Origin of the sequence: Streptomyces sp. NBC_00104, from assembly GCF_045160825.1 — a bacterium.
GTDB lineage: Bacteria > Actinomycetota > Actinomycetes > Streptomycetales > Streptomycetaceae > Streptomyces.
Genome location: NZ_CP108215.1, coordinates 5,341,635 through 5,364,533 on the forward strand (window position 1 = coordinate 5,341,635; position 22,899 = coordinate 5,364,533).

General features: G+C 70.2%; 27 protein-coding genes. 8 read left to right on the top strand and 19 right to left on the bottom strand.

Features of this window, described 5'->3' with window-relative positions:
* Window positions 1-122: 122 nt before the first annotated feature.
* Window positions 123-1,412: a GNAT family N-acetyltransferase gene (locus OG272_RS23495; RefSeq protein WP_326581325.1), complete on the bottom strand. Its 1,290-nt coding sequence runs from the start codon at window positions 1,410-1,412 to the stop codon at window positions 123-125.
* 195 nt (window positions 1,413-1,607) lie between these two features.
* Entirely contained in the window at window positions 1,608-2,240 is a 633-nt protein-coding gene (locus OG272_RS23500; RefSeq protein ID WP_327728960.1) for an AmfC protein, read from the bottom strand.
* 216 nt (window positions 2,241-2,456) lie between these two features.
* Between OG272_RS23500 and dtd the strand changes: the two genes are divergently transcribed.
* Window positions 2,457-2,882 (top strand): D-aminoacyl-tRNA deacylase, encoded by a 426-nt coding sequence (gene dtd / locus OG272_RS23505; RefSeq protein ID WP_326581321.1) that lies wholly within the window; start codon window positions 2,457-2,459, stop codon window positions 2,880-2,882.
* Between the two features lie 68 nt (window positions 2,883-2,950).
* Here dtd and OG272_RS23510 read toward each other — a convergent pair whose 3' ends face one another.
* The 6 genes from OG272_RS23510 to OG272_RS23535 all read right to left on the bottom strand — a co-directional run bounded on the left by OG272_RS23510 (window position 2,951) and on the right by OG272_RS23535 (window position 8,074).
* The gene (locus OG272_RS23510; RefSeq protein ID WP_326581319.1) at window positions 2,951-3,916 is read right to left on the bottom strand and encodes a folate-binding protein; all 966 of its coding nucleotides are present in this window, start codon (window positions 3,914-3,916) and stop codon (window positions 2,951-2,953) included.
* A gap of 10 nt (window positions 3,917-3,926) precedes the next feature.
* A complete protein-coding gene (locus tag OG272_RS23515) occupies window positions 3,927-4,409 on the bottom strand; it encodes a transcriptional repressor (RefSeq protein WP_326581317.1) in 483 nt (160 codons plus the stop codon).
* 45 nt (window positions 4,410-4,454) lie between these two features.
* The gene (locus OG272_RS23520; protein WP_326581315.1) at window positions 4,455-5,030 is read right to left on the bottom strand and encodes an FABP family protein; all 576 of its coding nucleotides are present in this window, start codon (window positions 5,028-5,030) and stop codon (window positions 4,455-4,457) included.
* A 229-nt stretch (window positions 5,031-5,259) separates the two neighbouring features.
* Window positions 5,260-6,381: a hypothetical protein gene (locus OG272_RS23525; protein ID WP_405894744.1), complete on the bottom strand. Its 1,122-nt coding sequence runs from the start codon at window positions 6,379-6,381 to the stop codon at window positions 5,260-5,262.
* On the bottom strand, window positions 6,378-7,298 hold the full coding sequence (locus OG272_RS23530; protein ID WP_405894746.1) for a hypothetical protein: 921 nt from the start codon (window positions 7,296-7,298) through the stop codon (window positions 6,378-6,380). The genes OG272_RS23525 and OG272_RS23530 overlap by 4 nt, the downstream gene beginning before the upstream one ends.
* Window positions 7,295-8,074 carry a hypothetical protein gene (locus OG272_RS23535; protein ID WP_405894747.1) on the bottom strand — a complete coding sequence of 260 codons (780 nt, stop codon included), beginning with the start codon at window positions 8,072-8,074 and terminating at the stop codon, window positions 7,295-7,297. Before OG272_RS23535 ends, OG272_RS23530 begins: the two co-directional genes overlap by 4 nt.
* Window positions 8,075-8,282: 208 nt before the next feature.
* On the opposite strand from OG272_RS23535, the gene OG272_RS23540 reads away from it, so the two are divergent.
* A complete protein-coding gene (locus OG272_RS23540; protein WP_326581310.1) occupies window positions 8,283-8,645 on the top strand; it encodes a DsrE family protein in 363 nt (120 codons plus the stop codon).
* 424 nt (window positions 8,646-9,069) lie between these two features.
* Here the strand turns inward: OG272_RS23540 and OG272_RS23545 are convergent, their stop codons facing one another.
* From OG272_RS23545 to OG272_RS23575, 7 genes are all read right to left on the bottom strand, one after another.
* Window positions 9,070-9,339 carry a DUF3099 domain-containing protein gene (locus OG272_RS23545; protein WP_326581308.1) on the bottom strand — a complete coding sequence of 90 codons (270 nt, stop codon included), beginning with the start codon at window positions 9,337-9,339 and terminating at the stop codon, window positions 9,070-9,072.
* A 108-nt stretch (window positions 9,340-9,447) separates the two neighbouring features.
* Entirely contained in the window at window positions 9,448-9,735 is a 288-nt protein-coding gene (locus tag OG272_RS23550) for a DUF1416 domain-containing protein (RefSeq protein WP_019755963.1), read from the bottom strand.
* Window positions 9,736-9,851: 116 nt separating this feature from the next.
* Window positions 9,852-10,691: a sulfurtransferase gene (locus OG272_RS23555; protein ID WP_326581305.1), complete on the bottom strand. Its 840-nt coding sequence runs from the start codon at window positions 10,689-10,691 to the stop codon at window positions 9,852-9,854.
* Between the two features lie 405 nt (window positions 10,692-11,096).
* Window positions 11,097-11,831, bottom strand: coding sequence for a DUF2993 domain-containing protein (locus OG272_RS23560; protein WP_327728958.1), 735 nt, complete (start codon window positions 11,829-11,831; stop codon window positions 11,097-11,099).
* A gap of 187 nt (window positions 11,832-12,018) precedes the next feature.
* Entirely contained in the window at window positions 12,019-13,329 is a 1,311-nt protein-coding gene (locus OG272_RS23565) for a hypothetical protein (protein ID WP_405894749.1), read from the bottom strand.
* A gap of 10 nt (window positions 13,330-13,339) precedes the next feature.
* Window positions 13,340-13,594: a MoaD/ThiS family protein gene (locus OG272_RS23570; RefSeq protein WP_326581299.1), complete on the bottom strand. Its 255-nt coding sequence runs from the start codon at window positions 13,592-13,594 to the stop codon at window positions 13,340-13,342.
* A gap of 145 nt (window positions 13,595-13,739) precedes the next feature.
* Window positions 13,740-14,621 carry an alpha/beta fold hydrolase gene (locus OG272_RS23575; protein ID WP_327728956.1) on the bottom strand — a complete coding sequence of 294 codons (882 nt, stop codon included), beginning with the start codon at window positions 14,619-14,621 and terminating at the stop codon, window positions 13,740-13,742.
* Window positions 14,622-14,833: 212 nt separating this feature from the next.
* On the opposite strand from OG272_RS23575, the gene OG272_RS23580 reads away from it, so the two are divergent.
* The 6 genes from OG272_RS23580 to OG272_RS23605 all read left to right on the top strand — a co-directional run bounded on the left by OG272_RS23580 (window position 14,834) and on the right by OG272_RS23605 (window position 20,794).
* Window positions 14,834-15,613 carry a response regulator transcription factor gene (locus OG272_RS23580; protein WP_327728955.1) on the top strand — a complete coding sequence of 260 codons (780 nt, stop codon included), beginning with the start codon at window positions 14,834-14,836 and terminating at the stop codon, window positions 15,611-15,613.
* Between the two features lie 106 nt (window positions 15,614-15,719).
* Window positions 15,720-16,742, top strand: a complete 1,023-nt coding sequence (locus OG272_RS23585; RefSeq protein WP_328223516.1) for a LacI family DNA-binding transcriptional regulator — start codon at window positions 15,720-15,722, stop codon at window positions 16,740-16,742.
* A 185-nt stretch (window positions 16,743-16,927) separates the two neighbouring features.
* A complete protein-coding gene (locus OG272_RS23590) occupies window positions 16,928-18,103 on the top strand; it encodes a S1C family serine protease (protein ID WP_405894751.1) in 1,176 nt (391 codons plus the stop codon).
* Window positions 18,104-18,207: 104 nt separating this feature from the next.
* Window positions 18,208-18,420, top strand: a complete 213-nt coding sequence (locus OG272_RS23595; RefSeq protein ID WP_327728952.1) for a hypothetical protein — start codon at window positions 18,208-18,210, stop codon at window positions 18,418-18,420.
* A 191-nt stretch (window positions 18,421-18,611) separates the two neighbouring features.
* The gene (locus tag OG272_RS23600) at window positions 18,612-19,346 is read left to right on the top strand and encodes a response regulator transcription factor (RefSeq protein ID WP_326581290.1); all 735 of its coding nucleotides are present in this window, start codon (window positions 18,612-18,614) and stop codon (window positions 19,344-19,346) included.
* Window positions 19,343-20,794, top strand: a complete 1,452-nt coding sequence (locus OG272_RS23605) for an ATP-binding protein (RefSeq protein WP_405894753.1) — start codon at window positions 19,343-19,345, stop codon at window positions 20,792-20,794. The genes OG272_RS23600 and OG272_RS23605 overlap by 4 nt, the downstream gene beginning before the upstream one ends.
* Window positions 20,795-20,855: 61 nt before the next feature.
* Here OG272_RS23605 and OG272_RS23610 read toward each other — a convergent pair whose 3' ends face one another.
* The 4 genes from OG272_RS23610 to OG272_RS23625 form a co-directional block, all read right to left on the bottom strand.
* Window positions 20,856-21,137: a hypothetical protein gene (locus tag OG272_RS23610; RefSeq protein WP_405894754.1), complete on the bottom strand. Its 282-nt coding sequence runs from the start codon at window positions 21,135-21,137 to the stop codon at window positions 20,856-20,858.
* Entirely contained in the window at window positions 21,134-21,481 is a 348-nt protein-coding gene (locus tag OG272_RS23615) for a hypothetical protein (RefSeq protein WP_326581284.1), read from the bottom strand. The genes OG272_RS23610 and OG272_RS23615 overlap by 4 nt, the downstream gene beginning before the upstream one ends.
* Window positions 21,482-21,770: 289 nt before the next feature.
* Complete coding sequence (locus OG272_RS23620) at window positions 21,771-21,971, bottom strand: DUF397 domain-containing protein (RefSeq protein WP_405894756.1); 201 nt, start codon at window positions 21,969-21,971, stop codon at window positions 21,771-21,773.
* On the bottom strand, window positions 21,968-22,798 hold the full coding sequence (locus OG272_RS23625) for a helix-turn-helix domain-containing protein (RefSeq protein WP_405894757.1): 831 nt from the start codon (window positions 22,796-22,798) through the stop codon (window positions 21,968-21,970). Before OG272_RS23625 ends, OG272_RS23620 begins: the two co-directional genes overlap by 4 nt.
* Between the last annotated feature and the right edge of the window lie 101 nt (window positions 22,799-22,899).

The following is a 22,899-nucleotide window of genomic DNA, read 5'->3' on the forward strand; positions in this document are numbered from 1 at the left end:
GAGGGGAGCCGGGAGTTCGACCGGTCCGCACAGCCACAACTGAATGGTTCAGCCACAACTGAATGCGCAGCCACAACCACAACTGAACAGCTACGGATACCGCACACACACCAGGAAAGGTCTCAGAAGATGTCCGGGCACCACGGGCGCCTGGACGTCCGCAGCAGGGCGTCGGCTACGGAGGCGGCGCCCTTCCGCTGTTCCCGCACCCGGCCGAGCGCGGCGAGCCGTACGGCCGACTCGTCGCCCAGCCACAGCGCCGCCAGGTCCGCGGCCTCCAGCACGAGGTCCCCGTCCTGGCCCGTCGGCACACAACTCGCCCCGTCCGGGCCCGCGTCCAGCCGGTAGCGCCCGTCCGCGAACCCGTCCCTGTCGACGACCTCCAGCACCAGCGCCCCGGTCCCCGCGTACGTACGGGCCTCCAGCGCCCGGACGACGTCCAGGATCCGCACCCACAGCCAGTCCGCCTGGGTGGTGAGGCTCGCGGCGCGCGGGTCGGGGAAGAAGTGCGGGAGGAGGTCGTCGGGGGCCCGCCAGCCCGACTTGACCTTGGTGATCCAGTCGATCGAGCAGAGGTAGTGCCACAGGGCGCGCTCGGCGGCCGGGGTCGTCGCGATCAGCCAGTTGACGTCCGCCGTGTTCTGCGGCTGCTTCATCTGCCAGGTGTCGTCCGCCTCGTACGAGACGAGGCCCTCGATCTCGCCGGCCGCCGAGCGGTACACCGCGTAGAACGGGTCGGTCCAGGGGGTGTGGGTCCGCAGGTCGCCCGTGTTGACCCGCCACCAGCGCTCGTCGCGGCTCACCGCGCCGGGCTGGGCACGGCGGAGCCGGTCGTGGAGGGCGGGGCCGAGGGCGCGTACGGCCGCGCCGTCGACGAGGTCGACCCGGCCGCCGTCCGCCGGGCCGGACCAGCGGGGGTCCAGACCGGTGCGGGGTACGTCGACGGTCCACTCGGTGGTCCAGGTGGCGGGGCCGAAGCCGTAGCGGCCGTAGATGGGGTACTCGGCGGCGATCAGGGTGGCGACGACGTCGCCCCGGTCCTTCGCGGCCGTGAGGTCGTGGGCCATCATCCGGCTCAGCAGGCCTCGGCGGCGATGGGTGGGGCTGACCGTGACGTTCGAGATGGCGTCGGCGGGGACGGTCCGGCCGCCGACCACGGTCAGCTCCTGCGGGAAGGAGCGGAAGGTCGCGACGACCTGCGTGGTGTCGGCGGGGGTGAGGGGAGTGCGGGAGCGGGACGCGTCGAACGCCCCGAGGGTGCGGGGTGGGTCGATGTGGGCCGAGCGGTCCTTGAGCTCCTGCTCGGAGAGGGATTCCGGGGCGCGGAGGAAGCCGGTGTTCAGGGCGTTCAGCCAGGCCGGGATCTCGTCCTCGGTGACGGGGCGCACGGCTATGTCGTGGGAGGAGCTCATGGGGCCACGCTAGGGGGGCGCTCCGCGGTGTGTCTCGGGGTTTTCCTCGCCCCCGCCGCCCTTACCCGTCCCTCCCCCCAGGGGCTGCGCCCCTTCGACCCCCAGGCGCGGGTCCGGTGGGGGCTGGTCGCGCAGTTCCCCGCGCCCCTGGAGGACGGCCCTTCGGGCCTGTCCTCCAGGGTGCGTGTCCGCCGGTCACATGAGCAGGTCATCCACCTGGGCCTCGCCCTCGCGGTAGCGGCGGCCGATTTCGGCGCTGCAGTCGTCCGCGGTGCGCTGGAGGTGCTGGCGGCGGCCGGAGATCTGTCGCTCGTGGTGGACGAGGCGGGCGAGGCCGGCGGTGAGTTCGTCGTCGGTGCGTGCCTCCAGGTCGGAGAGCCCGACCTCGTCGAGCATCTCGGCGGCGAGCCGGCGGAACTCCTCGCCGTACGGCGTCCCCACGGTGACGTGGCGGGCCGAGGAACGGTGCCGGGCCGGGGCGTCCGTGAGGATCGCCGAAAGACGGTCGACCAGCGCCGAGGGCTCTCCCGGGGCCCCGTCCGCCGCGCCGCCCCGGCGGGCGAGTTCGGCACGCAGGATGTCGATACGGCCCTGGAGCAGCCGCCGCAGATAGCTGAGGTCCGCCTCGTCCCGCTGGGCGTCCCGGCGCAGGGTGCGCAGTTCGGGCAGCCGCAGCCGGGGCAGGTCGCGCTCGGCCGGGTCAGGCGGCGGCAGTGGGTCGCTGTCCGTGCGCTGGACCGGTGGCCGGCGGACGCCGGGGCCGGGCCCCGGACTTGTACGGTCAAATGTCGCAGTGCCCGGGGGCTGCCCGGTACTCGATGTGCTCATGCGCCTCAACCGTCCCCTCGACCGGTGTGTGTGAGCATCGTGCCACTCTCGGTGGCCACCAGGTGACCGAGTCCCCGCGATCCACCCCGAATGGTCGGTAATGGATCAATGAGAAAGACCGGGCAAAGCACTCTTCAAACCCCCGTGATCACAAACCCCCCGTAAGGGGGACCCCCTCGCGCACGTCCGATGGACGTCGGCGGCATGATGGTCGGCATGCGTGCGGTGGTGCAGAGGGTCGACGGCGCGAGCGTCGTCGTGGACGGTGAGACGGTCGGGCAGATCGAGGGCGAGGGGCTGTGCGTCCTCGTGGGGGTGACCCACGAGGACACCAAGGAGAAGGCGGCGCAGCTGGCGCGCAAGCTGTGGTCGGTACGGATGCTGCACGACGAGAGGTCGTGCAGCGATGTGGACGCGCCGTTGCTGGTGATCAGCCAGTTCACGCTGTACGGCGACGCGCGGAAGGGGCGGCGGCCCACCTGGAACGCGGCGGCCCCCGGGGAGGTCGCCGAGCCGCTGGTGGAGGAGGTCGTCGCGCAGCTGCGCTCGCTGGGGGCGACGGTGGCCACGGGGCGGTTCGGGGCGTCCATGCGGGTGTCGCTGACGAACGACGGGCCGTTCACGGTGCTGCTGGAGATGTAGGCGGAGGCCGCCGCTCCGGGACCGGAGGCCGCCACTCCGGGACGCCCCCGCGCCCCGGGAAGCCCTGCCTACGGCTCGACCACGGTCTCCTGGGCCGCCGCGGTGGTGTCGGCCAGGAGCCTGGCGTCCACCGGGACGTTCCGCTTGATCAGGGCCAGCGCCACCGGGCCCAGTTCGTGGTGGCGTACGGACGTCGTGATGAAGCCGAGCTTGCGGCCGTCGGGGCCGTCGTCGGCGAGGCGGAGCTCCGCGCCGCGCGGCGGGAGATGGACCTCGCTGCCGTCGAGGTGGAGGAAGACGAGGCGGCGCGGGGGCTTGCCGAGGTTCTGGACCCGGGCGACCGTCTCCTGGCCCCGGTAGCAGCCCTTCTGCAGGTGGACGGCCGTACCGATCCAGCCCAGCTCGTGCGGGATGGTGCGGTGGTCGGTCTCGAAACCGAGCCGGGGGCGGTGGTGCTCGACCCGCAGCGCCTCGTACGCGAGCAGGCCCACCGCGGGGCCCGCCTTCTCCGCGTACGACTCCAGGTCCGTCCGCGGAAGGAACAGATCACGGCCGTACGGCGTCTCCCGCACGACCGTCCCCTCCGGGATGTCGGCGATCGAACCGGCCGGGAGGTGGACGACCGCGACGTCGCCCGTCCGGTCGGCCACCTCGACCCGGTAGAAGAACTTCATCGACTCCAGGTACGCGAGCAGCGCCTCCTGGGTGCCGGGCTCGACGTGGGCCCATACGGTCGTGCCGTCGTCGACCAGGTACAGCGCGTGCTCGATGTGGCCGTTGGCGGAGAGGATCAGCGCCTCGGTGGCCTCGCCGGTGGGGAGTTCGCTGACGTGCTGGGTGAGCAGCAGGTGCAGCCAGCTGAGCCGGTCCTCGCCGGAGACGGCGAGGACGCCCCGGTGGGAGAGGTCGACGAAGCCGGTGCCGTCGGCGAGGGCGCGCTGCTCGCGGAACAGGTCGCCGTAGTGGGCGGCGACATCCTCGTCCACGCCCTCGGCGGCGACGGCTCCGGGCAGGGACAGCAGAGGACTCTTCATACGCCTAAGCCTACGACTCGGTAGTTGAACTCTTGGCAGTCGAGCTCTTGGTGGGAGAGCTCTCGGTTGTGGAGTACTTGCGGGAGCAGTCCTCGCAGCGGCCGAAGATCGCGAAGTGCTTCATGTCCGTGTCGAAGCCGAACGTCTCGCGCAGCTTGGCCGTGAAGTCCGCCGCCACCGACACATCCGCCTCGATCACGTTCGTGCAGTCGCGGCAGACGAGATGGATGTGGTGGTGCCGGTCGGCCAGGTGGTACGTCGGCGCCCCGTGCCCCAGATGGGCGTGGCTGACCAGCCCGAGCTCCTCCAGGAGCTCCAGGGTCCGGTAGACCGTGGAAATGTTGACCCCCGACGCCGTCTTCCTCACTTCCACGAGGATGTCGTCGGGGGTCGCGTGCTCAAGGGTGTCCACGGCTTCGAGCACGAGTTGCCGCTGCGGCGTCAGCCGGTAGCCGCGCTGCCTGAGGTCACTCTTCCAGTCGGTGCTCACCACACCACGAGTCTAGGACCACTTCGGGTGGACCCACTCGGTGTGGGCCTACTTGAAGAAGGCGATGCCGTCGTCCGGCATGTCGTCGGGGAGGGCCTTGGCCCAGCGCTCGACGTCCTCGGGGGTGACGACCTTCTTCAGGTGCGCGGACATGTAGGGGCGCAGCTCGACGTCGGGGGTCGACTTCTCGCCGACCCACATCAGGTCGCTGTGCACATAGCCGTACAGCCGCTTGCCGCCGCTGTAGGGACCGGAGGCCGCCGTCCGCGCGACCGCGTCCGTGACCAGGTCGATCTGCGGCTTCTGCTTGGCCAGCTCGCCGTACCAGACCTCGACGACGCCGTCGTGACGGGTCATGACGATCTCGACCTTGCGGTCGGCGTCCACACGCCAGAAGCCGGACTCGGTCTCCAGCGGGCGGACCTTGTTGCCGTCGTTGTCGAGCACCCAGGTGTGGGAGCGGTACTCCAGGAAGTCCCGGCCGTCGTGGGAGAAGGTGACCTCCTGGCCGAAGTTGCATTTCTCCGAGCCGGGGAAGTCATGGACACCCGCGCCCGCCCAGTCGCCGAGCAGGAAGGCGAGGGGGACGAGGTCCTTGTGCAGGTCGGACGGGATCTCGATCATGAGTGGCGGTTCCTGGAGTCGTTGACGTGGGTCAGCGCTGGCCCTGGTACAGCTTCTTCACGGCCAGGCCGGTGAAGGCGAGAACGCCGACGCAGACCAGGACCAGCAGTGCTTCGAAGAAGATCTCCACGGGGTGCTCCTCGGATGAGCGGAGGTTCGGTACTACACAAGGCCGGGCCCCAGCTTACGTGCTGGGGCCCGGGGCGGTTCGCCGGGTTCCGCGTTCTGCTCAGTCGAGGAGCTGGCTCTGAAGGACGACCGTCTGCTGGAAGGGGATCGCCTCGGTGGCGCCCTTCCTGGACTGGACGACGACGGCGAGGGTGTCGGCGGCGGAGAGATACGCCTGCCGCACCTGTTCCTCACCGTACGGCTTGCTCTCGACGTACGCGGCGCGCTCGATGTCGAGCAGTTCGGAGCGTACGGGGAAGTCCTCGTCCCGGGAGACGGTTCCGTCGATGCCACGCAGGTCGTAGCGCGGGCTGCCGTACCCGGTCAGCTCTACCGAGAACACCGCGTCCGCGACGACCGCCGTGTTGAACTGCAGCAGGTAGATACGGGTGCGGGTGCCGTCTGGCGTGGTCCAGCCACGGGCGGCGATGTGCCGTAGGCCGTAGTCGGTGAACACCTGGTCGAGCTCGTCCACGGCGTCGTCCTCCGGCGCGAACTCCGCGAGGAAGTCCTTCGTCGGCAGCCAGCCGTCCGCGCCGCCCAGCACGGTGTCCGGCTTCGCGCCCTTCGGCGCCGGCAGGACGAGGTCCCGCAGGTCGACGTGGTGGGTCCCCGCCTTGTTCGTCTCCGCGAACGGGCCCGGGCTGCCCGACGGCAACACCGGCTTCGTCAGCGTCGGGTACTCCCACCGCCCGTCCGACTCCGTCGCCAGGCCCGGCACGTCCGTCCGTTCCATGCCGATGACCCCGGTCACGGCCGCCGTCCCGACCGCCGCGAACACGACGACGGCGGCGGTCCAGCGCAGGACGGCCCGCAGGGCGCGGCGGTCCTTCTTGACCGGGGATGCGGTGGGGAGGGGCGAGGGCGGGAGCAGCGGAGGTTCGGGGACGGAGAACGCGGAGGCCGGTGGTACGGCGTCCGACGGCTGGGGGGTCGGCTGCTTCTGGACGGAGGCGGCCGTGTCCTGCGCGTCGGCAGCGGAATGCGCTTGTACGGGTACGGCGGCCGACTGCGCGTCGGGAGCGGCCTGCTGGTCGACGGCGGCCGGCTGGTCCTGTACGGCCGTCGGCGTCTCAGCAGGGATGGCCGGGGCCTGTGCGGTTGTCTGCCGGCCGGCGGGCGGGGCCTGTCTCTGGTCCACGGTGGGGCCTTCCCCGTCCGTCGTCGTCTGCTGGTCGGTCATACCGCCTCCCCCGGTTCGTCGATGCGGTCGAGTTGCTCGCGGACGAGCCGGGCGACCGCCTTGGTGTCCATCGGCTTGACGCCGTACGCGTCGACGGTGACCAGGACGTCTCCCTGGGCGGCGATGCAGAAGACCGCGTCGAGCTTGACGTCGGCGTCCTTCGGCGGCAGGAAACAGCTCGCGTTCTTGCGGCCCTCGATCTTCGGGCCCTTGCGGAAGACGTCGAAGATCTCCAGGAAGTCCTTCTGGAACGTCGCGACGTCGTTGACCGTGCCCTTGTCCATCTGGACGAGTTCGACGCTCGCGGTGAAGGTGTCCTCCGAGGAGAGCGACTCGGCCTGCCCCAGATAGCTGCGCATCGCCATGCCCTGGATGTCCTGCCGGTCGATCTGCCGTTCCAGCTGGCGGCGCTGGGAGCGGGGGAGGTCGCGGAGGGACTCCTTGCGGAGGTCCGTGGCCTGGGCGCCGCTGAGCGCGGCGTCGGAGCCGAACTCGCCGATGTCCGGGCCTCGGGTCCAGGCGTCGTCGTAGGGGACGAGCATGGCGGCGAGGCCGGTCCGGGCGGGGGCCTTCTTCTGTTCGGCCGTGGCCTTCGGGAACTTCCAGAGGGGGGCGCCCGGGTCTCGGTCGGCGGCGTCGACCGTTCGTACGGTGTAGCCGACGGCGCCGATGGTGGTGGCGAGCAGCAGCGCGCAGGTGGCGAGGGCGGCGATACGGCCGCGTCGGCGGGGTGTCTTCCCGCCCCCGCCGCCCTCACCCGTTCCCCTCCCTGGGGGCCGCGCCTCCGGACCCCCGCGGGGGAGCTGCGGCTCGGCGGATTCGTCCGCGGGGGCGTGGGTGGTGGCTCGGCCTTCGGCCGCGTCCTCGAATGGCGGACGGCCTGAATCGGCCGGAACCTTCGGAGAAGTCTCGTTCACAGCCGCTCCATCTGGCGCTCGGCCACGTCGAGGATCTTGGACTTGGGGATGGGCTTGGTGTCGGTGAGCCAGATTTCGAGGGCGATGTCGCCACGCCAGGCGTGGGCCTCGGCGGTGTAGTAGGGCAGATACCCGGACTCGATCTCGGGCTGGTTGTGGACGAACGCCATGCCGTCGCCGGTGCCGGGGATGGGCCAGCTGTCGGTGTCGTCCTCGTCGCCGGCCCAGTAGTACCCGTTCTCGGCATTGCCGGAGGCGCCGAGGAACTCCTCCTGGTGGTACTGGACGAGGCGGATCTCCACCTGGAACGTGCTGCCGACCCGCCAGCCGGTGACGGCCGCCCGACGGAACTCCTCCTCCACGAGCGAGGTGAACGCGCCGTCCGGCTTCTTGAAGAAGCCCGCGTAGCCGGCCATGTCCACCCAGCCGTCGCCACCCGTCACGGTCCCGGACTCGGTCGCGCCCTTCGGCTTCTTCAGCAGCAGCTTGCGCAGGTCACCGTCGGTGCGCACCTTCCGGTCCTGCTCGGCCGAGAGCGGCTCGGGCCCCTTCCCCTTCGCCTGCGCGAGCACCGGCTGCGACAGCGGGGGCAGCTTGGTGGGCTCCCGGTCGGCCTGTACGAGGAAGCCGGCGCAGGTCCCGGCCACCAGCCCGAGGGCGGCCGCCCCGGCGATCAGCGCCGCCGTACGTCCACGCCGCCGCCGCGGCCGGTCGGCGGGAACAGGAGCTTCAGCCATCTCCGCCGGCGCCACGACCACCTCGGCGGCATCGGGCACTTCAGAGACTCTCGGTGCTTCCTGCACTACCGGTACTACCGGCGCTTCCGGCGCTTCCGGCGCTTCCGGCAGTTCAGGTACTTCCGCGACTTCCAAGGCGATCCCCCACAGAACGTGAAGCGCGGATTCCGTATCCGCGCACAGGAGACCCACGGCCGACGCACCGGGTTGCGCGGGCATTGATTACGATTCGGACTACCATTCGGCCATGGCGAAGAAGCTCGTGATCAAGGTGACGGCCGGGGCGGACGCCCCCGAACGCTGCTCCCAGGCCTTCACGGTGGCCGCCGTGGCCGTGGCCAGCGGGGTGGAGGTGTCCCTGTGGCTGACCGGCGAGTCCGCGTGGTTCGCGCTGCCGGGCCGGGCCGCCGAGTTCGAGCTGCCGCACGCCGCCCCGCTCCCCGACCTGCTCGACTCGATCCTGGCCGGCGGCCGCCTCACCCTGTGCACCCAGTGCGCCGCCCGCCGCGACATCACCGAGCAGGACGTCATCAAGGGCGTACGGATCGCGGGCGCGCAGGTGTTCGTGCAGGAGGCGCTGGCGGACGACACCCAGGCGCTCGTCTACTGAGACGCCCGGCTGACGTCCTTCTGGCATCCTTCTGGCGTCCGGCTACTGAGACGCCCGTCCAGCAAGGGTTCGTAGCTGCTCGCTAGGGAGTGTGCACGAGGTCGAGTTAGCTCGATCGTGTGATGGTCAGCCCGCAGGCTTGCGGTGCCCTGGGCCGTCCGGGTTAGCGTGATCGTGCGATCTGGGACGCCGGGTGCGGTGCCAGCGTGCGGGGCCCCTGCTCCACCGGAGTGATGGTTCAGGGCCTCCCCGTCGCCTCTGGCTGCATCCACAGGCCAGGTCGTGAGGAACTCCGCCCTTCCGGATCGGACCACGGACAGGATCCGTGTCGCCGCCCGGTTGTGAAAGCGGACGACCAGTGCGCCCAAGACCGTTCGGGGCGTGCCAGTGGGCGGACTCACTCCCGCTCACTGCAAAGGAACGGTCAAGGCTGTTTCCTCGGGCGCTTCTTGCCGTCCAGTTCGTCCCACCACTCGTCGGACTTCGGGTCGCCGGAGGGGTCGTCCCACCAGCGGTCGTCGGGGCCGCGCCGGTTGGCGACGACGGCGGCGAGCGGCGGGATGACCATGGCGACCACGCACATGCCGACCGCGACCTGGACCGACCAGAGGCGCACGACGCCCCAGGCCAGGACGAAGAGGGCGAGACACGTGCCCATCATGGCGAAGTACACGTGGCGCCGGCGGGCGTACATGTGTCCAGGGTAGGCCCGCTCACGGCTGAGGGCCGTACCGCGGGTCGGAACCCGGGGTACGGCCCTCAGCCGTTCGGACGAACGCCTCAGCCGTTCGCGGCGGCTGTCTCAGACGGCGATCGCGACCTCCGCCAGGCCGCCCTTCTCGGCGACGACGGTACGGTCGGCGGTGCCGCCGGGGACGAGCGCGCGGACGGTCCAGGTGCCCTCGGCCGCGTAGAAGCGGAACTGGCCCGTCGCGGAGGTCGGGACCTCCGCCGTGAACTCGCCGGTCGAGTCCAGCAGACGGACGTAACCCGTCACCGGCTCGCCGTCGCGGGTCACCTGACCCTGGATCGTGGTCTCACCGGGCTTGATCGTCGAGGCGTCCGGGCCGCCGGCCTTCGCTCCACACATGTCTTTCTCCTGAAAGGGTCTGACCGGAAGGAAGGCCGGTCGGGATGAACGGGGTGTTCGCTTACTGCTGGTGCTGCGGGTGCTACCGGTACTACGGGTGCTGCCGGCCGCCGGTCCTACTTGTTGGCGCCGAGCTCGATCGGGACGCCGACGAGGGAGCCGTACTCGGTCCAGGAGCCGTCGTAGTTCTTGACGTTCTCCACGCCGAGCAGCTCGTGCAGGACGAACCAGGTCAGCGCGGAGCGCTCACCGATACGGCAGTAGGCGATGGTGTCCTTCGCCAGGTCCACCTGCTCCTCGGCGTACAGCTCCTTGAGCTGCTCGTCCGACTTGAAGGTGCCGTCGTCGTTGGCGTTCTTCGACCACGGGATGTTGCGGGCGCTGGGCACGTGGCCCGGACGCTGCGACTGCTCCTGCGGCAGGTGGGCCGGGGCGAGCAGCTTGCCGGAGAACTCGTCGGGCGAGCGCACGTCGACCAGGTTCTGCGAGCCGATCGCGGCGACGACGTCGTCACGGAAGGCGCGGATCGCGGTGTTCTGCGGCTTGGCCTTGTACGCGGTCGCGGGGCGCGCCGGCACCTCGTCGACCAGCTCGCGGGCGTCCAGCTCCCACTTCTTGCGGCCGCCGTCGAGAAGCTTGACGTTCTCGTGGCCGTACAGCTTGAAGTACCAGTAGGCGTACGACGCGAACCAGTTGTTGTTGCCGCCGTAGAGGACGACGAGGGTGTCGTTGCCGATGCCCTTCTCCGACAGGAGCTTCTCGAAGCCCTCCTGGTCGACGAAGTCACGGCGTACCGGGTCCTGGAGGTCCTTCGTCCAGTCGATCCGGATGGCGTTCTTGATGTGGTTCTTCTCGTACGCGGTCGTGTCCTCGTCGACCTCGACGATGGCGATGTTCGGGTCGTCGAGGTTGGCCTCGACCCAGTCTGCGTCGACCAGGACGTCGCTGCGGCTCATGCTCTTTCTCCTCCGGGGCAGTTGCGGCGGGGCGTGCGAGGCGCCTGACGGCGGTCGGGCCGGGCGCGCACGGGTGTGCCCTGGCTGGGCAGGGCGACGGGGAATGCGGCAGTCGTGGCTGCCACTCAGAAAGCGCGACAGAGCATGGCGGCGACGCGGCACAGGTCTACTGCCCGCCGCTTCGTGAGATCCGCCTGTCGCTTCATGATGGTCGATCGTAGGGACGGACAGGCGGGCGTGTCACCGGCATGTCGTATTCTGAGACGCGATCGTCCGGAATGCGGGATGAGTGGGCCGACGGAGCCGCCGTGCCAGGCCCGACGGGCCGGTGTAGCCGTCATCACATCTACGGTACGGACGGCGGCGTCTCGCTTCCTGGACGCCGCCGGTTCGGTCGCCGACGTCCTACCCGGCCAGCCTGACGTTCGAACCCCGCACCGTGATCTCCACGCCGTCCGGCGCCGCCTCGACCTTGTCGAGCTTGATGCCGCCGGGGAGGTCGTCGATGGCCTGCTGGAAGTCGGTGATCGAACGGACCACGTTCTCGGCGAGATCGGCACCGCCCAGGGCGGGCAGGGAGTCGGCCTGCACCTCGACCGTGTCGCCCTTCACGCTGACGCTGCTGAGGACGGAGACGGTCTGGGGTTCGAGGGCCGGCGGGTCGATCTCGACCGCGACCTTGATCTTGCCCTTGCCGCCGTCGGAGAGGCCGACGACGCGGGCGGTGAACCCGAGGCCGACATCGGTGGGCTCGGACTTGGCGGCCTTGAGCAACTCGTCGTAGGCGATGGTCGCGGTGCCGGTGGCGCTGGCGGCCGTGGCGGAGCTGTAGTCGCTGGAGAAGGCGACGCCGCGCATGTTCGCCTTCAGATCGGCGATGCGGATGCTCTCGTCGGCCTTGCCGGTGCTCGCCTCGAAGTTCTCGATGCCGACCTCGACGTCGTCCAGTTCGCCGCCCGCGACCTGGGTGAGGAACGGGAAGCCCTTGATGGACACGTCCGGGGTGCTCGCCAGCCCCTCGCTGGTCCTCAGCTGCTCGGCCGCCTCGTCCTCGGCGAAGCCGACGGCCACGCGGTCCGCGATCACGAAGAGGCCGCCCAGGATCACGGCGACGATGACAAGTATTCGCAGTGCGCGCATGTCTCGGTGTTCCCCACGTAGTCCACTCGGCGGTCGTTCCGGCCTCAACGACCAGAGTGGCCGTTCTACGCGAGAGTAATCCGGCGGGTGTGGGTCGGGGTGGGTTCGTCAAGCCTTGTTGATCAGCTGTGACAGGGCGGGCGCGGGTTCGGCGCGGCCGTCCCCGGGGTTCCCCGCTCCCCTGGAATCAGCCCAGCGCGCGGCCCAGCAGGTACACCGCCGGGGCCGCCGCCGTCAGGGGAAGGGCGACGCCCGCGGTGAAGTGGACGAAGCGGGAGGGGTAGTCGTAGGCGGCGACGCGGTGGCCGACGAGGGCGCAGAGGGCCGCCACTGCGCCGAGGAGCGCGCCGGACGTACCCAGGTCGGTCGCACCGCCGACGGCGATGCCCGCGCCGGTGGCCGCCAGCAGGGAGACGATCACCGAGGCCGGCGTGGGCAGGGGCAGGGCGCGGGCCAGGACGGCCACCGCCACCGCGACTCCGCCCACCGTCACCGCGTCCGCCACGGCCCCCAGATAGCCGGTCGCGATGATCGACAGCGCCGACGAGGCCACCGTCGCCATCAGGCCGTACATCCGCTCGTCCGGGTCCGCGTGGCTGCGCAGCCCCAGCACGAGGCAGAGCAGCACCCAGACGCCGAGCGTGCCGAGGATCGCGGCGGGCGCGTGTTCCCGGCCGGCCGCGAACAGGGCCGCGTCCGCCGCGAGGGCGCCCGCGAAGGCCAGCACGATGCCCTGCCGGGCCGGCCACATGCCGTTCAGCCGGAACCAGCCCGCCGCGGTCACGGCCTGCAGGATCACCAGGGGTACGGCGAGGGCGTACGCGCCGATCGCCGCCGCGCCGGCCAGCAGCAGACCCAGTGCGGCCGTGATCAGCGCCGGCTGCATCCCGGGCTCGATGATCGGCGACCGTCCCTCGGCCCGCGCCCGCTGGGCGTCGGTGACCCGGGTGTTGCCGGTCAGGGTGGGCGGGCCGTAGCCGGGCGCGGCCACCGGAGCGGGGTCGGCCGGGGGCTGGATGCGGGGCTGCGCCTGCTGGGGCGGCTGGGCCTGCTGGGCCTGCTGGGCCTGCTGGGCCTGCGGATGGACCTGGGGCGCGTGCTGCGCGTGCTGCCCGTACTGCTCGTTCTGTCCGTACTGCCCGTGCTGGCCCTGCTGCCCGTGCTGGCCGTGCTGGCCCTGCTGCCCGTGCTGGCCGTACGGGCCCTGCTGACCCTGCTGCCCGTACGGGCGGCCCTCCGGCTGCGGGGGCAGGTACGCCGTCTCCGTCAGGTTGGCGGCGGGTGGGGTGGCGGGCTGGATCTGGGTCTCCCAGGTCTGGCCCTCCCACTGCTGGGTGTACTGCTGGGCGTGGGCGGCCTGGTTCTCGTCGTGGCCCTGCCAGTGCGGCTGTGCCTGAGGCTGGGCCGCGTACTGCTGAGGCTCCGCCTGCGGCTGCTGGTAGGCGTCGTAGCCCTGCTGTCCCTGGTGGCCCTCGTACCCGTACGGCTGGTTGCTCATGATGTGGGGGTCACCCTCCTGCGAACGGCGGGAGCACCTCGACCGTGCCGCCCTCGGCCAGACGTACCGTCTCATGTTCACGGGTGCCCACGGGGTTTCCGTCGACGAGGAACGAGCATCGCCGCAGTACGCGGACGAGTTCGCCGGGGTGTCGGTCGCGGGCCGCGTTCAGGGCCTCCGCGAGGGTGACCGCCTCGTAGGGCTCCTCGGCGATGCCGGCCGCGGCTTTTGCTGCGGCCCAGTAGCGGACGGTGCCCTTTGGCATCTGCGTTCCTCTTGATTAGTCGTGACGGGGGTCAGGCTACGGGGGAGTCGGCGTGGTGGGGAAACCGCGGGCGGGCGGGGGCCGGTCACGCCCACGCGGCGGAGCCGCACATCGATACAGCCCCGCGTCCCTTGTCGGTGCACGCTCATCGGGGCACGCTCTTCGCCAGCCACGCCCCGATCCGGTCCAGCAGTTCCTCGCTCGCCGCGTTCTCCGCGTGCCCCATCCCCTTCTCCAGCCACAGTTCGCCGTCGTCGCCCGCCGCTGCCGCCAGCATCTCGGGGTGGTCGACCGGGAAGTAGCCGTCCCTGTCGCCGTGGACGATCAGCAGCGGGGTGGGGGCGATGAGGGGGACGGATTCCACCGGGGAGAGGGGGACGGGGTCCCAGTCGCGGTGGTGGATACGGGTGCGGAAGCCGTAGCGGCCGACCAGGCGGCCGGCGGGGCGGGTGATGAGCCAGTGGACGCGGCGCATCGGGGCCGTGCCTCGGTAGTACCAGCGGGCCGGGGCGCTGACGGAGACGACCGCGTCGGGGCCGTCGGGGCCGTCGGGGAGGGCCGCGTGGCGCAGGACGACCGAGCCCCCCATCGAGAAGCCGACCGTGGCGACCCGCTCGTGGCCGAGCTCACGGGCCCAGCGGACCGCCGCCGCGAGGTCGAGCACCTCGCGGTCCCCGACCGTGGAGTGGCCGCCGGACCGTCCGTGGCCCCGGAAGGAGAACGTCACGACGGCCCCGTACCGGGCGAGCACGTCCACCACCCTTCGAACATGCGGACGATTAATGTCGCCCGTGAAGCCGTGGGCGACGACGACGGCGAGGTGGCCGGAGGATGGAGTTCCGGTGTCGTCGGAGGCGTTGTATACGACGGACTTCCGGTTGTATACGGCCTCGATATTCACCCCGTCGTCAGTGCGTAGAAACCTGCGCAAAGGGGTTCGGGGCGCCCTCGAGGGGGTTCGATCGGCCGTCTCAGAGTTCGGAATGTCGAAAGATCGCGTCACATGACCTGCCGGACCAGCACTCATGTGGGCTATTCTGCTGGACAGAGGACTCGGGCAATGTCGCCCCCGGGTCCTTTTGTGCTTTCGGAAGCGTTGTATACGAGCGGGAAACGCCAGGTGACCGCAGGTGTACGGGCCCCGGGATCGCAGAGCAGAACACTGTGAACCCCGCAGTCGCAATCGCGGTACCGCAGTGCCGTAAACGTCCTCGCAGGGACCGAGGAGGAACCAGACATATGAGTTCTCTGCTGCTCCTGACCAACGCCCTCCAGCCTTCCACCGAGGTGCTTCCGGCCCTCGGCCTGCTGCTGCACAACGTGCGCGTGGCCCCGGCCGAAGGCCCCGCTCTCGTCGACACCCCCGGTGCGGACGTCATCCTGATCGACGGACGCCGTGATCTCCCACAGGTCCGCAGCCTGTGTCAGCTGCTCCGCTCCACCGGCCCCGGCTGCCCCCTCATCCTCGTCGTGACCGAGGGCGGTCTCGCCGCCGTCACCGCGGACTGGGGCATCGACGACGTGCTCCTCGACACGGCCGGCCCCGCCGAGGTCGAGGCCCGGCTGCGGCTGGCCATGGGCCGGCAGCAGATCGTCAACGACGACTCCCCCATGGAGATCCGCAACGGCGACCTCTCGGTGGACGAGGCGACCTACAGCGCCAAGCTCAAGGGGCGCGTCCTCGACCTCACCTTCAAGGAGTTCGAGCTCCTCAAGTACCTCGCCCAGCACCCGGGCCGCGTCTTCACCCGCGCCCAGCTGCTCCAGGAGGTCTGGGGCTATGACTACTTCGGCGGTACGCGGACGGTCGACGTCCACGTACGACGGCTGCGCGCCAAGCTCGGCCCCGAGCACGAGTCGCTGATCGGGACCGTCCGGAACGTCGGTTATCGATTCGTTACGCCCGAGAAGGCGGAGCGCGCCACCGACGACGCCAAGGGCAAGCCCGCCTCCTCAAAGGCGGAGGATGCGGACGAGACGGCGCCCCTGGACAGCGTCGAGATCACGGCCGAGGCGTAGTGGCCGACCGCGCCGGGTCCCTGTGGGGCGGCATACGCACAGCCACCGCACAGGGAGGCTCCCGTACGCCCTGCCCAGGGGCGTTTTATCCGCGTAGACTCCGCGCGTGGCCAAGGTGACTCGGGATGACGTGGCAAGACTGGCGGGTACGTCGACCGCCGTCGTCAGTTACGTCATCAACAACGGACCCCGGCCGGTTGCCCCGGCCACGCGCGAGCGTGTCCTCGCCGCGATCAAGGAACTGGGGTACCGGCCCGACCGCGTCGCCCAGGCGATGGCGTCACGGCGCACCGATCTCATAGGCATGATCGTGCCGGACGCGCGCCAGCCCTTCTTCGGGGAGATGACCCACGCGGTCGAGCAGGCCGCCGCCGAGCGCGGAAAGATGGTGCTCGTCGGCAACACCGACTACGTCGCCGAGCGCGAGGTCCACTATCTGCGGGCGTTCCTCGGGATGCGTGTCTCCGGGCTGATCCTCGTCAGCCACGCCCTGAACGACAACGCCGCCGCCGAGATAGAGGCGTGGGACGCTCGGGTCGTGCTGCTGCACGAGCGGCCCGAGGCGATCGACGACGTGGCCGTGGTGACCGACGACGTCGGCGGCGCGAAGCTCGCCGTGGAGCATCTGCTGTCCCACGGCTACGAGTACGTCGCCTGTATGGGCGGTATCGCCGAGACCCCGCTCGTCGGTGACCCCGTCTCCGACCACGTCGAGGGCTGGCGGCGGGCCATGGACGAGGCCGGGATCCCGACCGAGGGGCGGCTCTTCCACGCGCTCTACAACCGGTACGACGCGTACCAGACGGCGCTGGAGCTGTTGTCGGGGCCGGCTCGGCCACCGGCGATCTTCTGCTCCACGGACGACCAGGCGATCGGTGTGCTGCGGGCCGCGCGGGAGCTGCGGATCGAGGTGCCGGGCGAGTTGGCCGTGGCCGGGTTCGACGACGTCAAGGAGGCGGCGTTGACGGATCCGCCGCTGACGACGATCGCGACGGATCGTACGGGGATGGCGCGGGCCGCGGTGGATCTGGTGCTCGATGACGGGATCCGGGTGCCCGGGTCCCGGCGGGAGCGGGTGAAGCTGTTCCCGTCGAAGCTGGTGGCTCGGCGGTCGTGCGGGTGCGAGTAGCGCGGGTGCGGGTAGCGCCGTAGGGGCTTCGGTGCGTTGTCGGCCGCGGGTGCGTCGTGGCTTGTCGCGCAGTTCCCCGCGCCCCTTGACGGCCCCGGCGCCTTTATATGGGGCGAACGAGGTTCTGGTGGGGTTCTCAGGGAGCGCTCAGGAACGTCTCATGGTCGGGCGGCAGGCTCTGAGTCATGACCGAGAGCTTCCGCCGCAGCGGCGAGTACGAGAACCCCTACCAGGGGCAGCAGCACTCCGGGTACGCCGAGGGCGAGACCCAGCAGCAGCCCGCGTACCCCCAGCAGCAGGCCCCCGCCCCGGTGAACCCGGAGTGGCCGCCCCCGCCGGCGTACGACCCGGTGGCGTCTACGACCGGCCACGCCGGCTACGGGCAGCCCGCCGCCACGGCGACCTCGGCTCCCACCGCGCTCCTCACCGAGCCGGTGTCCTCCGCCGCCACCCCTGACTCCGCCGGGTCCGCGCCCGCGTCGAGAAGGCGTGCCCGGGGTCCCATCGCACTGCTGGCGGCCGTGGCGTTCGTCGCGGCGGCGATCGGCGGCGGTACGGCGTACGGCATCCAGGAGCTGACCGGTACGGGCACCGTGGCCTCCAGCTCCACCAGCACGAGCGTGGTGCCGACCAGCCAGAAGGGCACGGTCTCCGGGGTCGCCACGGCGGTCAGCCCGAGCATCGTGGAGATCAGCGCCACGTCGAACGCGGGCGAGTCCACCGGTTCCGGTGTGATCATCACCAGCGACGGCGAGATCATCACCAACAACCACGTGATCTCCGGCGCCTCCCAGATCAAGGTGACGACGAGCAACGGCAAGTCCTACACGGCCGAGGTCGTCGGCACCGACAGCAAGAAGGACCTCGCCCTCATCAAGCTGCGGGACGCCTCCGGGCTGAAGGCCGCGACCCTCGGCGACTCCGCCGGCGTCAAGGTCGGCGACCAGGTCGTGGCGATCGGCTCCCCCGAGGGCCTGACCGGCACGGTCACCAGCGGCATCGTCTCCGCCCTCGACCGTGACGTGACGGTCTCGACGGGCGAGAGCCAGGGTCAGCAGCAGCAACAGCAGGGCGGCGGCGGCCAGTGGCCGTTCGAGTTCGGCGGCCAGGAGTTCAACGGTGACACCGGCTCCTCCACGACCACGTACAAGGCCCTCCAGACGGACGCCTCCCTCAACCCCGGCAACTCCGGCGGCGCCCTCATCGACATGAACGGCAACATCATCGGCATCAACTCCGCGATGTACTCCGCCGCGGACGCCACCTCGTCCAGCGCCGGCAGCGTCGGCCTCGGCTTCGCGATCCCGGTCAACACGGTCAAGGCCGACCTGAGCACGCTGCGGGCGGGCGGCTCGGACTGAGGTCCGCCTCTCCGACCAGGCAGTTCCCTTCCGGTGCCTCCCAGTCCTTTCCAGCCCCTTCAAGCCGGGCCCCTTCCCGTCCCGCTGAGTCCGAGGAGTTCGACATGATCACGCAGATCAGGAACGGCGCGCAGATCACACAGGTCTCGCACGACGCCGCGACCGCCGGCGACCCGGCCGGGCTGGGCCTCGCCCTCGCGGTGGCCGCCGAACTGCACACGCCGGTGACCCGGGCCCCCGAGGTGGCGTCCGCCGCCCGAGGCACGGCCCGCCGCACCACGTCGGCGCGCCCGCGTCGGCGTACGGTTCGCGGCTGATCCTCACGGGACTCTCACGGGCTACTGCGCGGCCAGGGGACGTGCAAGGCTAGGGCGGTACCGCGCGCGCCCCTCCAGGGGCGCGGGGAACTGCGCGACCAGCCCCAACGCACCCGCACCAGGCAACGCACAAAGAACCCCCACGGCGCCCCCGGCCCTGTAAACCACCGCATCCGAGGAACGAAACCACCATGAGCCCCGCCGAAGGCGCCCACGAACCCCAGCGCATCCTCATCGTCGACGACGAGCCGGCGGTGCGCGACGCCCTCAAGCGCAGCCTCGCCTTCGAGGGCTACGGCACCGAGGTCGCCGTCGACGGCGCGGACGCGCTGGAGAAGGCGACCGCGTACCAGCCCGACCTGGTGATCCTCGACGTCCAGATGCCACGGATGGACGGGCTGACCGCCGCCCGCCGGATCCGCGGCGCGGGCGACACGACCCCGATCCTGATGCTCACGGCCCGCGACACGGTCGGCGACCGTGTCACCGGCCTCGACGCCGGCGCGGACGACTACCTGGTCAAGCCCTTCGAGCTGGACGAACTCTTCGCCCGCGTCCGCGCGTTGCTGCGCCGCAGCACGTACGCGGCCGCCGCGGCCGACACCGCCGAGGTGGACGAGGCGCTCACCTTCGCGGACCTGCGGATGGACCTGGCGACACGGGAGGTCACGCGGGGCGGACGCCCGGTGGAGCTGACCCGCACGGAGTTCACGCTCCTGGAGATGTTCCTGGCCCATCCGCGCCAGGTCCTCACGCGCGAGCAGATCCTGAAGGCGGTCTGGGGCTTCGACTTCGAGCCGTCCTCCAACTCCCTGGATGTCTACGTCATGTACCTGCGCCGCAAGACCGAGGCGGGCGGCGAGCCCCGGCTCGTGCACACCGTGCGGGGTGTCGGGTACGTCCTGCGACAAGGCGGCGCGGAGTGAAGAAGCTCCTGAGCCGCTACCGCTCCCTGCCTATCCGGGCCCGGCTGTCGATGCTGGTCGCGGCGGCGGTGGCGTTCGCGGTGGCGGCGGTGTCGGTGACCTGTTGGTTCATCGTGCAGGGGAAACTGTACGAGCAGATCGACAACGAGCTTAAGAAGTCGATGGCCATGAGGGGCCTCGACCAGCAGGCCATGGACGCGATCGCCTACTGCACACAGACCGTCGACGAAGACGATCCCCGTCCCCGGAGCATCTACTTCCAGGTGGTGTTGAAGGACGGAAAGGCCTGTGTACTCGACTTCTCCGCCGGCGCGATCAAGGTCACCCAGACCGACAAGGACGTCGTCAACGACACCAAGCGCACTGAGGCCATCTACCACAACAGCGTCGCCTCGGACGGCACCGACGTACGCGTCATGTCCAAGCCCGTGAGCTATTACGACCCGCAGACGGGAGAACCGGCCAACGCGGCGTTCCTCACGGCCCTCCCTCTCAACGGCACCCAAGCCACCCTCAACGACCTCGCCCTGATCCTCCTCCTCGTCTCCGGCATCGGAGTCGTCGGCGCCGGTGCGGCCGGTCTGGCCGTGGCCCGCGCGGGGCTCCGCCCGGTCGACAAACTCACGGAAGCCGTCGAACACGTGGCGCGCACCGAGGACCTGAGCATCCGCATCCCGGTGGAGGAGGAGAGCGAGGACGAGGTGGCCCGCCTGTCCCGCTCCTTCAACTCGATGACGAGCGCACTCGCCAACTCCCGCGAACTGCAACAGCAGTTGATCGCGGACGCGGGCCACGAACTCCGTACGCCCCTCACGTCCCTCCGCACGAACATCGAACTCCTCACCCGCAGCGAGGAGACGGGTCGTCCGATCCCGGCGGATGACCGCAAGGCCCTGCTCGCCTCGGTGAAGGCCCAGATGACCGAACTGGCGGCCCTGATCGGCGACCTGCAGGAGCTGTCACGCTCGGAGTCGGGCCAACAGGGAGGCCGGCACCTCCAGGTGGTCGACTTCCAGGAGACCGTGGAGGCGGCCCTGCGCCGGGCCCGTCTGCGCGGGCCCGAGCTGACGATCACGGCGGACCTGCAGCCCTGGTACGTCCGCTCCGAGCCGTCCGCGCTGGAGCGCGCGATAGTCAACATCCTCGACAACGCGGTGAAGTTCAGCCCCGAGGGCGGCACGATCGAGGTCTCGCTCGACACGGGTGTCCTCACGGTCCGCGACCACGGCCCCGGCATCCCCGTCGACGAACTCCCCCACGTCTTCGACCGCTTCTGGCGCTCCCCCAGCGCGCGGGCCCTGCCGGGCTCGGGCCTGGGCCTGTCCATCGTGGCCCGCACGGTCGAACAGGCGGGCGGCGAGGTGTCCCTGTCACGGGCCGAGGGCGACGGCACGCTGGCCACGGTGCGGCTGCCGGGGGCGGCTACTCCGCCGCCGGAGGCGGTGTAGGGAACTCAAGCGGGTCAGCTTCCTGCCAGAAGACCTCGTACACCAGGATCTGCGGATCCTCTCAGCGCCGATCGAAGCTATAGACCAGCCAGCCATAGCCCTTGTCGAAGTACAGGATGCGCGGCCCCTTGGGGTCGCTGGACCGCACTGGCTCGACGCGCATGCCCTCTGGGAGATTGCCATCGGCGTCGATGCCCCGGAAATACGGGTCCTTTGCAGTGACCAGCTCAGCGCGAGCCTCGTCAACGATATTCCGCGCATTCTCGGGCAGCGCATCACGGCCGACGAGGGCATCGAGCCGCCAGTCCATCTGCCAAGGCGGCCCCATGAACTCATCGGTCACTCGCCGGGCTCCAGCTTCCGCGTGCTGTAGCGAATCTTCGCCACCTCGTCGATCAGAGCCTTGGCCTCAGCGATGTCAGTCGCCTCTGCAGCACGGTGCTGGAGCCCGGTCACATGGGCGTCGAGCTGCGGATCACGGGCGATCGCGTACTCGCACCACCAGCGAGCCATGAACGCAGGCACAGGACCAGGGTCGTACGCGTCAGCGATCGCCCACTTCCAGTGGGCATCGAAATCAGGGAGCAGCACGGGAGCGTGCTGGGCGATGGCCCTGCGCAGCGCCATCGGGGTCCGCTCGGGCATGGGAGGGATGACCGACTCGGATTCCGCAGCGTGGGGAGCCATGACCGGGGTCCTCCTTCGTCCTGCCGTGTCTACGACCATAGCCGCGCTCACCGCCCCCGCGCGGTGCGTCCACGCACCGGCTCCGGCCACGACGCGTAGGGGTCGGCCGAGGCGTCCACCCCTCGGTCGAACTCTCCATCGAAGATCGCATTCACTGTCATGACGCCACGGTGACCGAACCGCGTGCCTGCCCGTCCCGGTTTCCCCGCCGATTCACCCGACGGGATGCGCTCCGGCCCACACGTTGACGGCTTGCCCGCACCTCGGCCACACACCTGCCCGAGGGTGCTCAGCCGGCCGCGACGACCTTGACGAAGGCGGACCAGGCCCCGGCGGAGAACAGGAGCGGGCGGCTGTCCGGGACCTTGCTGTCCCGGACGGGGACTATGCCGGGGACTTCGTCGGTGACTTCGAGGCAGTTGTTGTCTCCCCCGTCGCTGTAACTCGACTTGCGCCAGGTGGCAGTGCTGAGGTCGGGGGTGCGGTTCATGACCTGTGCTCCTCCAGTACATCCCTGATGAACGCCAGCGAGTCCGACGGGGACAGTGCCTGATCCCGAAGCCGATCGTAGGACAGGCTGTGGTGCAGAACGTCTTCCGGATCGTCCATCAGCATGCCGCTGCTGAGGCCTTCCGTGTAGGCCACAGCGCTTCCGTCCTTCTGCCAGAGGAGGGTCAGCGATCCCTTCCCCATGAGGTGGTGAATGCCGGCGGCGAAGGGCAGCACCTGGACGACGACGTTGGGCCACTCCGCGACAGCCTCGATGCGGAGCAGTTGACCGTCCCAGGTCTCCGCACTGGCAGAGGGGCGACGGAGCGCGTTCTCGTCGATGACGAAGCGAACGCAGGGCGCCGGTTTCTTGCCCAGGAGAAGTTGCCGTCCGAGACGTGCCGCCACCTGCTCCTCGACCGCGTCGGTGTCCTGCTCGGCCGTTGCCTGAGGCCTGGACAACACCTCTCGGGCGAACTCCTCCGTCTGAAGCAGTCCAGGCACGTTCGGCGTGTACTTGTACATCAGCCGTGCCGTCCCCTCCAGACGCATGAACTCCTTGTACTTGTCCTTGAAGGCGTCGATCCGAGCTGACCTCCAGAGACAAACCAGCAGGTCACCGGAGTCGTAGTACCCGTCCAGGTCCTCCATGACCGTCATCTTGGACAGCCGCTCACCCGACTCCAGACGGCTCAGGTAGCTCTTGTCGTAACCGGTCTCCTCGGCCAACTGCCCCAGCGACCTGCCCGCTTTCTCCCGTAGGAACCGCAGCGCCCGACCGAGCACCACACGGCCCGAATCCACGTCTACGTCAACCAGTTCGCCCATGTCACCCCTCACCGTTGTCTGGCGCTCCAGACAACGCCAGGCCTCTTCCCCAACGTACGTCGCAGCAGTGACGATCGGAACACGAACGGTAATCACCGCTC

What these genes read in the sequence shown, in the direction of transcription:
- OG272_RS23495 (WP_326581325.1), bottom strand. Translation starts at nt 1,412, where the DNA reads ATGAGCTCCTCCCACGACATAGCCGTGCGCCCCGTCACCGAGGACGAG.
- OG272_RS23500 (WP_327728960.1), bottom strand. Translation starts at nt 2,240, where the DNA reads ATGAGCACATCGAGTACCGGGCAGCCCCCGGGCACTGCGACATTTGAC.
- dtd (WP_326581321.1), top strand. Translation starts at nt 2,457, where the DNA reads ATGCGTGCGGTGGTGCAGAGGGTCGACGGCGCGAGCGTCGTCGTGGAC.
- OG272_RS23510 (WP_326581319.1), bottom strand. Translation starts at nt 3,916, where the DNA reads ATGAAGAGTCCTCTGCTGTCCCTGCCCGGAGCCGTCGCCGCCGAGGGC.
- OG272_RS23520 (WP_326581315.1), bottom strand. Translation starts at nt 5,030, where the DNA reads ATGATCGAGATCCCGTCCGACCTGCACAAGGACCTCGTCCCCCTCGCC.
- OG272_RS23525 (WP_405894744.1), bottom strand. Translation starts at nt 6,381, where the DNA reads ATGACCGACCAGCAGACGACGACGGACGGGGAAGGCCCCACCGTGGAC.
- OG272_RS23540 (WP_326581310.1), top strand. Translation starts at nt 8,283, where the DNA reads ATGGCGAAGAAGCTCGTGATCAAGGTGACGGCCGGGGCGGACGCCCCC.
- OG272_RS23545 (WP_326581308.1), bottom strand. Translation starts at nt 9,339, where the DNA reads ATGTACGCCCGCCGGCGCCACGTGTACTTCGCCATGATGGGCACGTGT.
- OG272_RS23550 (WP_019755963.1), bottom strand. Translation starts at nt 9,735, where the DNA reads ATGTGTGGAGCGAAGGCCGGCGGCCCGGACGCCTCGACGATCAAGCCC.
- OG272_RS23555 (WP_326581305.1), bottom strand. Translation starts at nt 10,691, where the DNA reads ATGAGCCGCAGCGACGTCCTGGTCGACGCAGACTGGGTCGAGGCCAAC.
- OG272_RS23560 (WP_327728958.1), bottom strand. Translation starts at nt 11,831, where the DNA reads ATGCGCGCACTGCGAATACTTGTCATCGTCGCCGTGATCCTGGGCGGC.
- OG272_RS23565 (WP_405894749.1), bottom strand. Translation starts at nt 13,329, where the DNA reads ATGAGCAACCAGCCGTACGGGTACGAGGGCCACCAGGGACAGCAGGGC.
- OG272_RS23570 (WP_326581299.1), bottom strand. Translation starts at nt 13,594, where the DNA reads ATGCCAAAGGGCACCGTCCGCTACTGGGCCGCAGCAAAAGCCGCGGCC.
- OG272_RS23575 (WP_327728956.1), bottom strand. Translation starts at nt 14,621, where the DNA reads ATGAGTGCTGGTCCGGCAGGTCATGTGACGCGATCTTTCGACATTCCG.
- OG272_RS23580 (WP_327728955.1), top strand. Translation starts at nt 14,834, where the DNA reads ATGAGTTCTCTGCTGCTCCTGACCAACGCCCTCCAGCCTTCCACCGAG.
- OG272_RS23590 (WP_405894751.1), top strand. Translation starts at nt 16,928, where the DNA reads ATGACCGAGAGCTTCCGCCGCAGCGGCGAGTACGAGAACCCCTACCAG.
- OG272_RS23595 (WP_327728952.1), top strand. Translation starts at nt 18,208, where the DNA reads ATGATCACGCAGATCAGGAACGGCGCGCAGATCACACAGGTCTCGCAC.
- OG272_RS23600 (WP_326581290.1), top strand. Translation starts at nt 18,612, where the DNA reads ATGAGCCCCGCCGAAGGCGCCCACGAACCCCAGCGCATCCTCATCGTC.
- OG272_RS23615 (WP_326581284.1), bottom strand. Translation starts at nt 21,481, where the DNA reads ATGGCTCCCCACGCTGCGGAATCCGAGTCGGTCATCCCTCCCATGCCC.
- OG272_RS23620 (WP_405894756.1), bottom strand. Translation starts at nt 21,971, where the DNA reads ATGAACCGCACCCCCGACCTCAGCACTGCCACCTGGCGCAAGTCGAGT.
- OG272_RS23625 (WP_405894757.1), bottom strand. Translation starts at nt 22,798, where the DNA reads ATGGGCGAACTGGTTGACGTAGACGTGGATTCGGGCCGTGTGGTGCTC.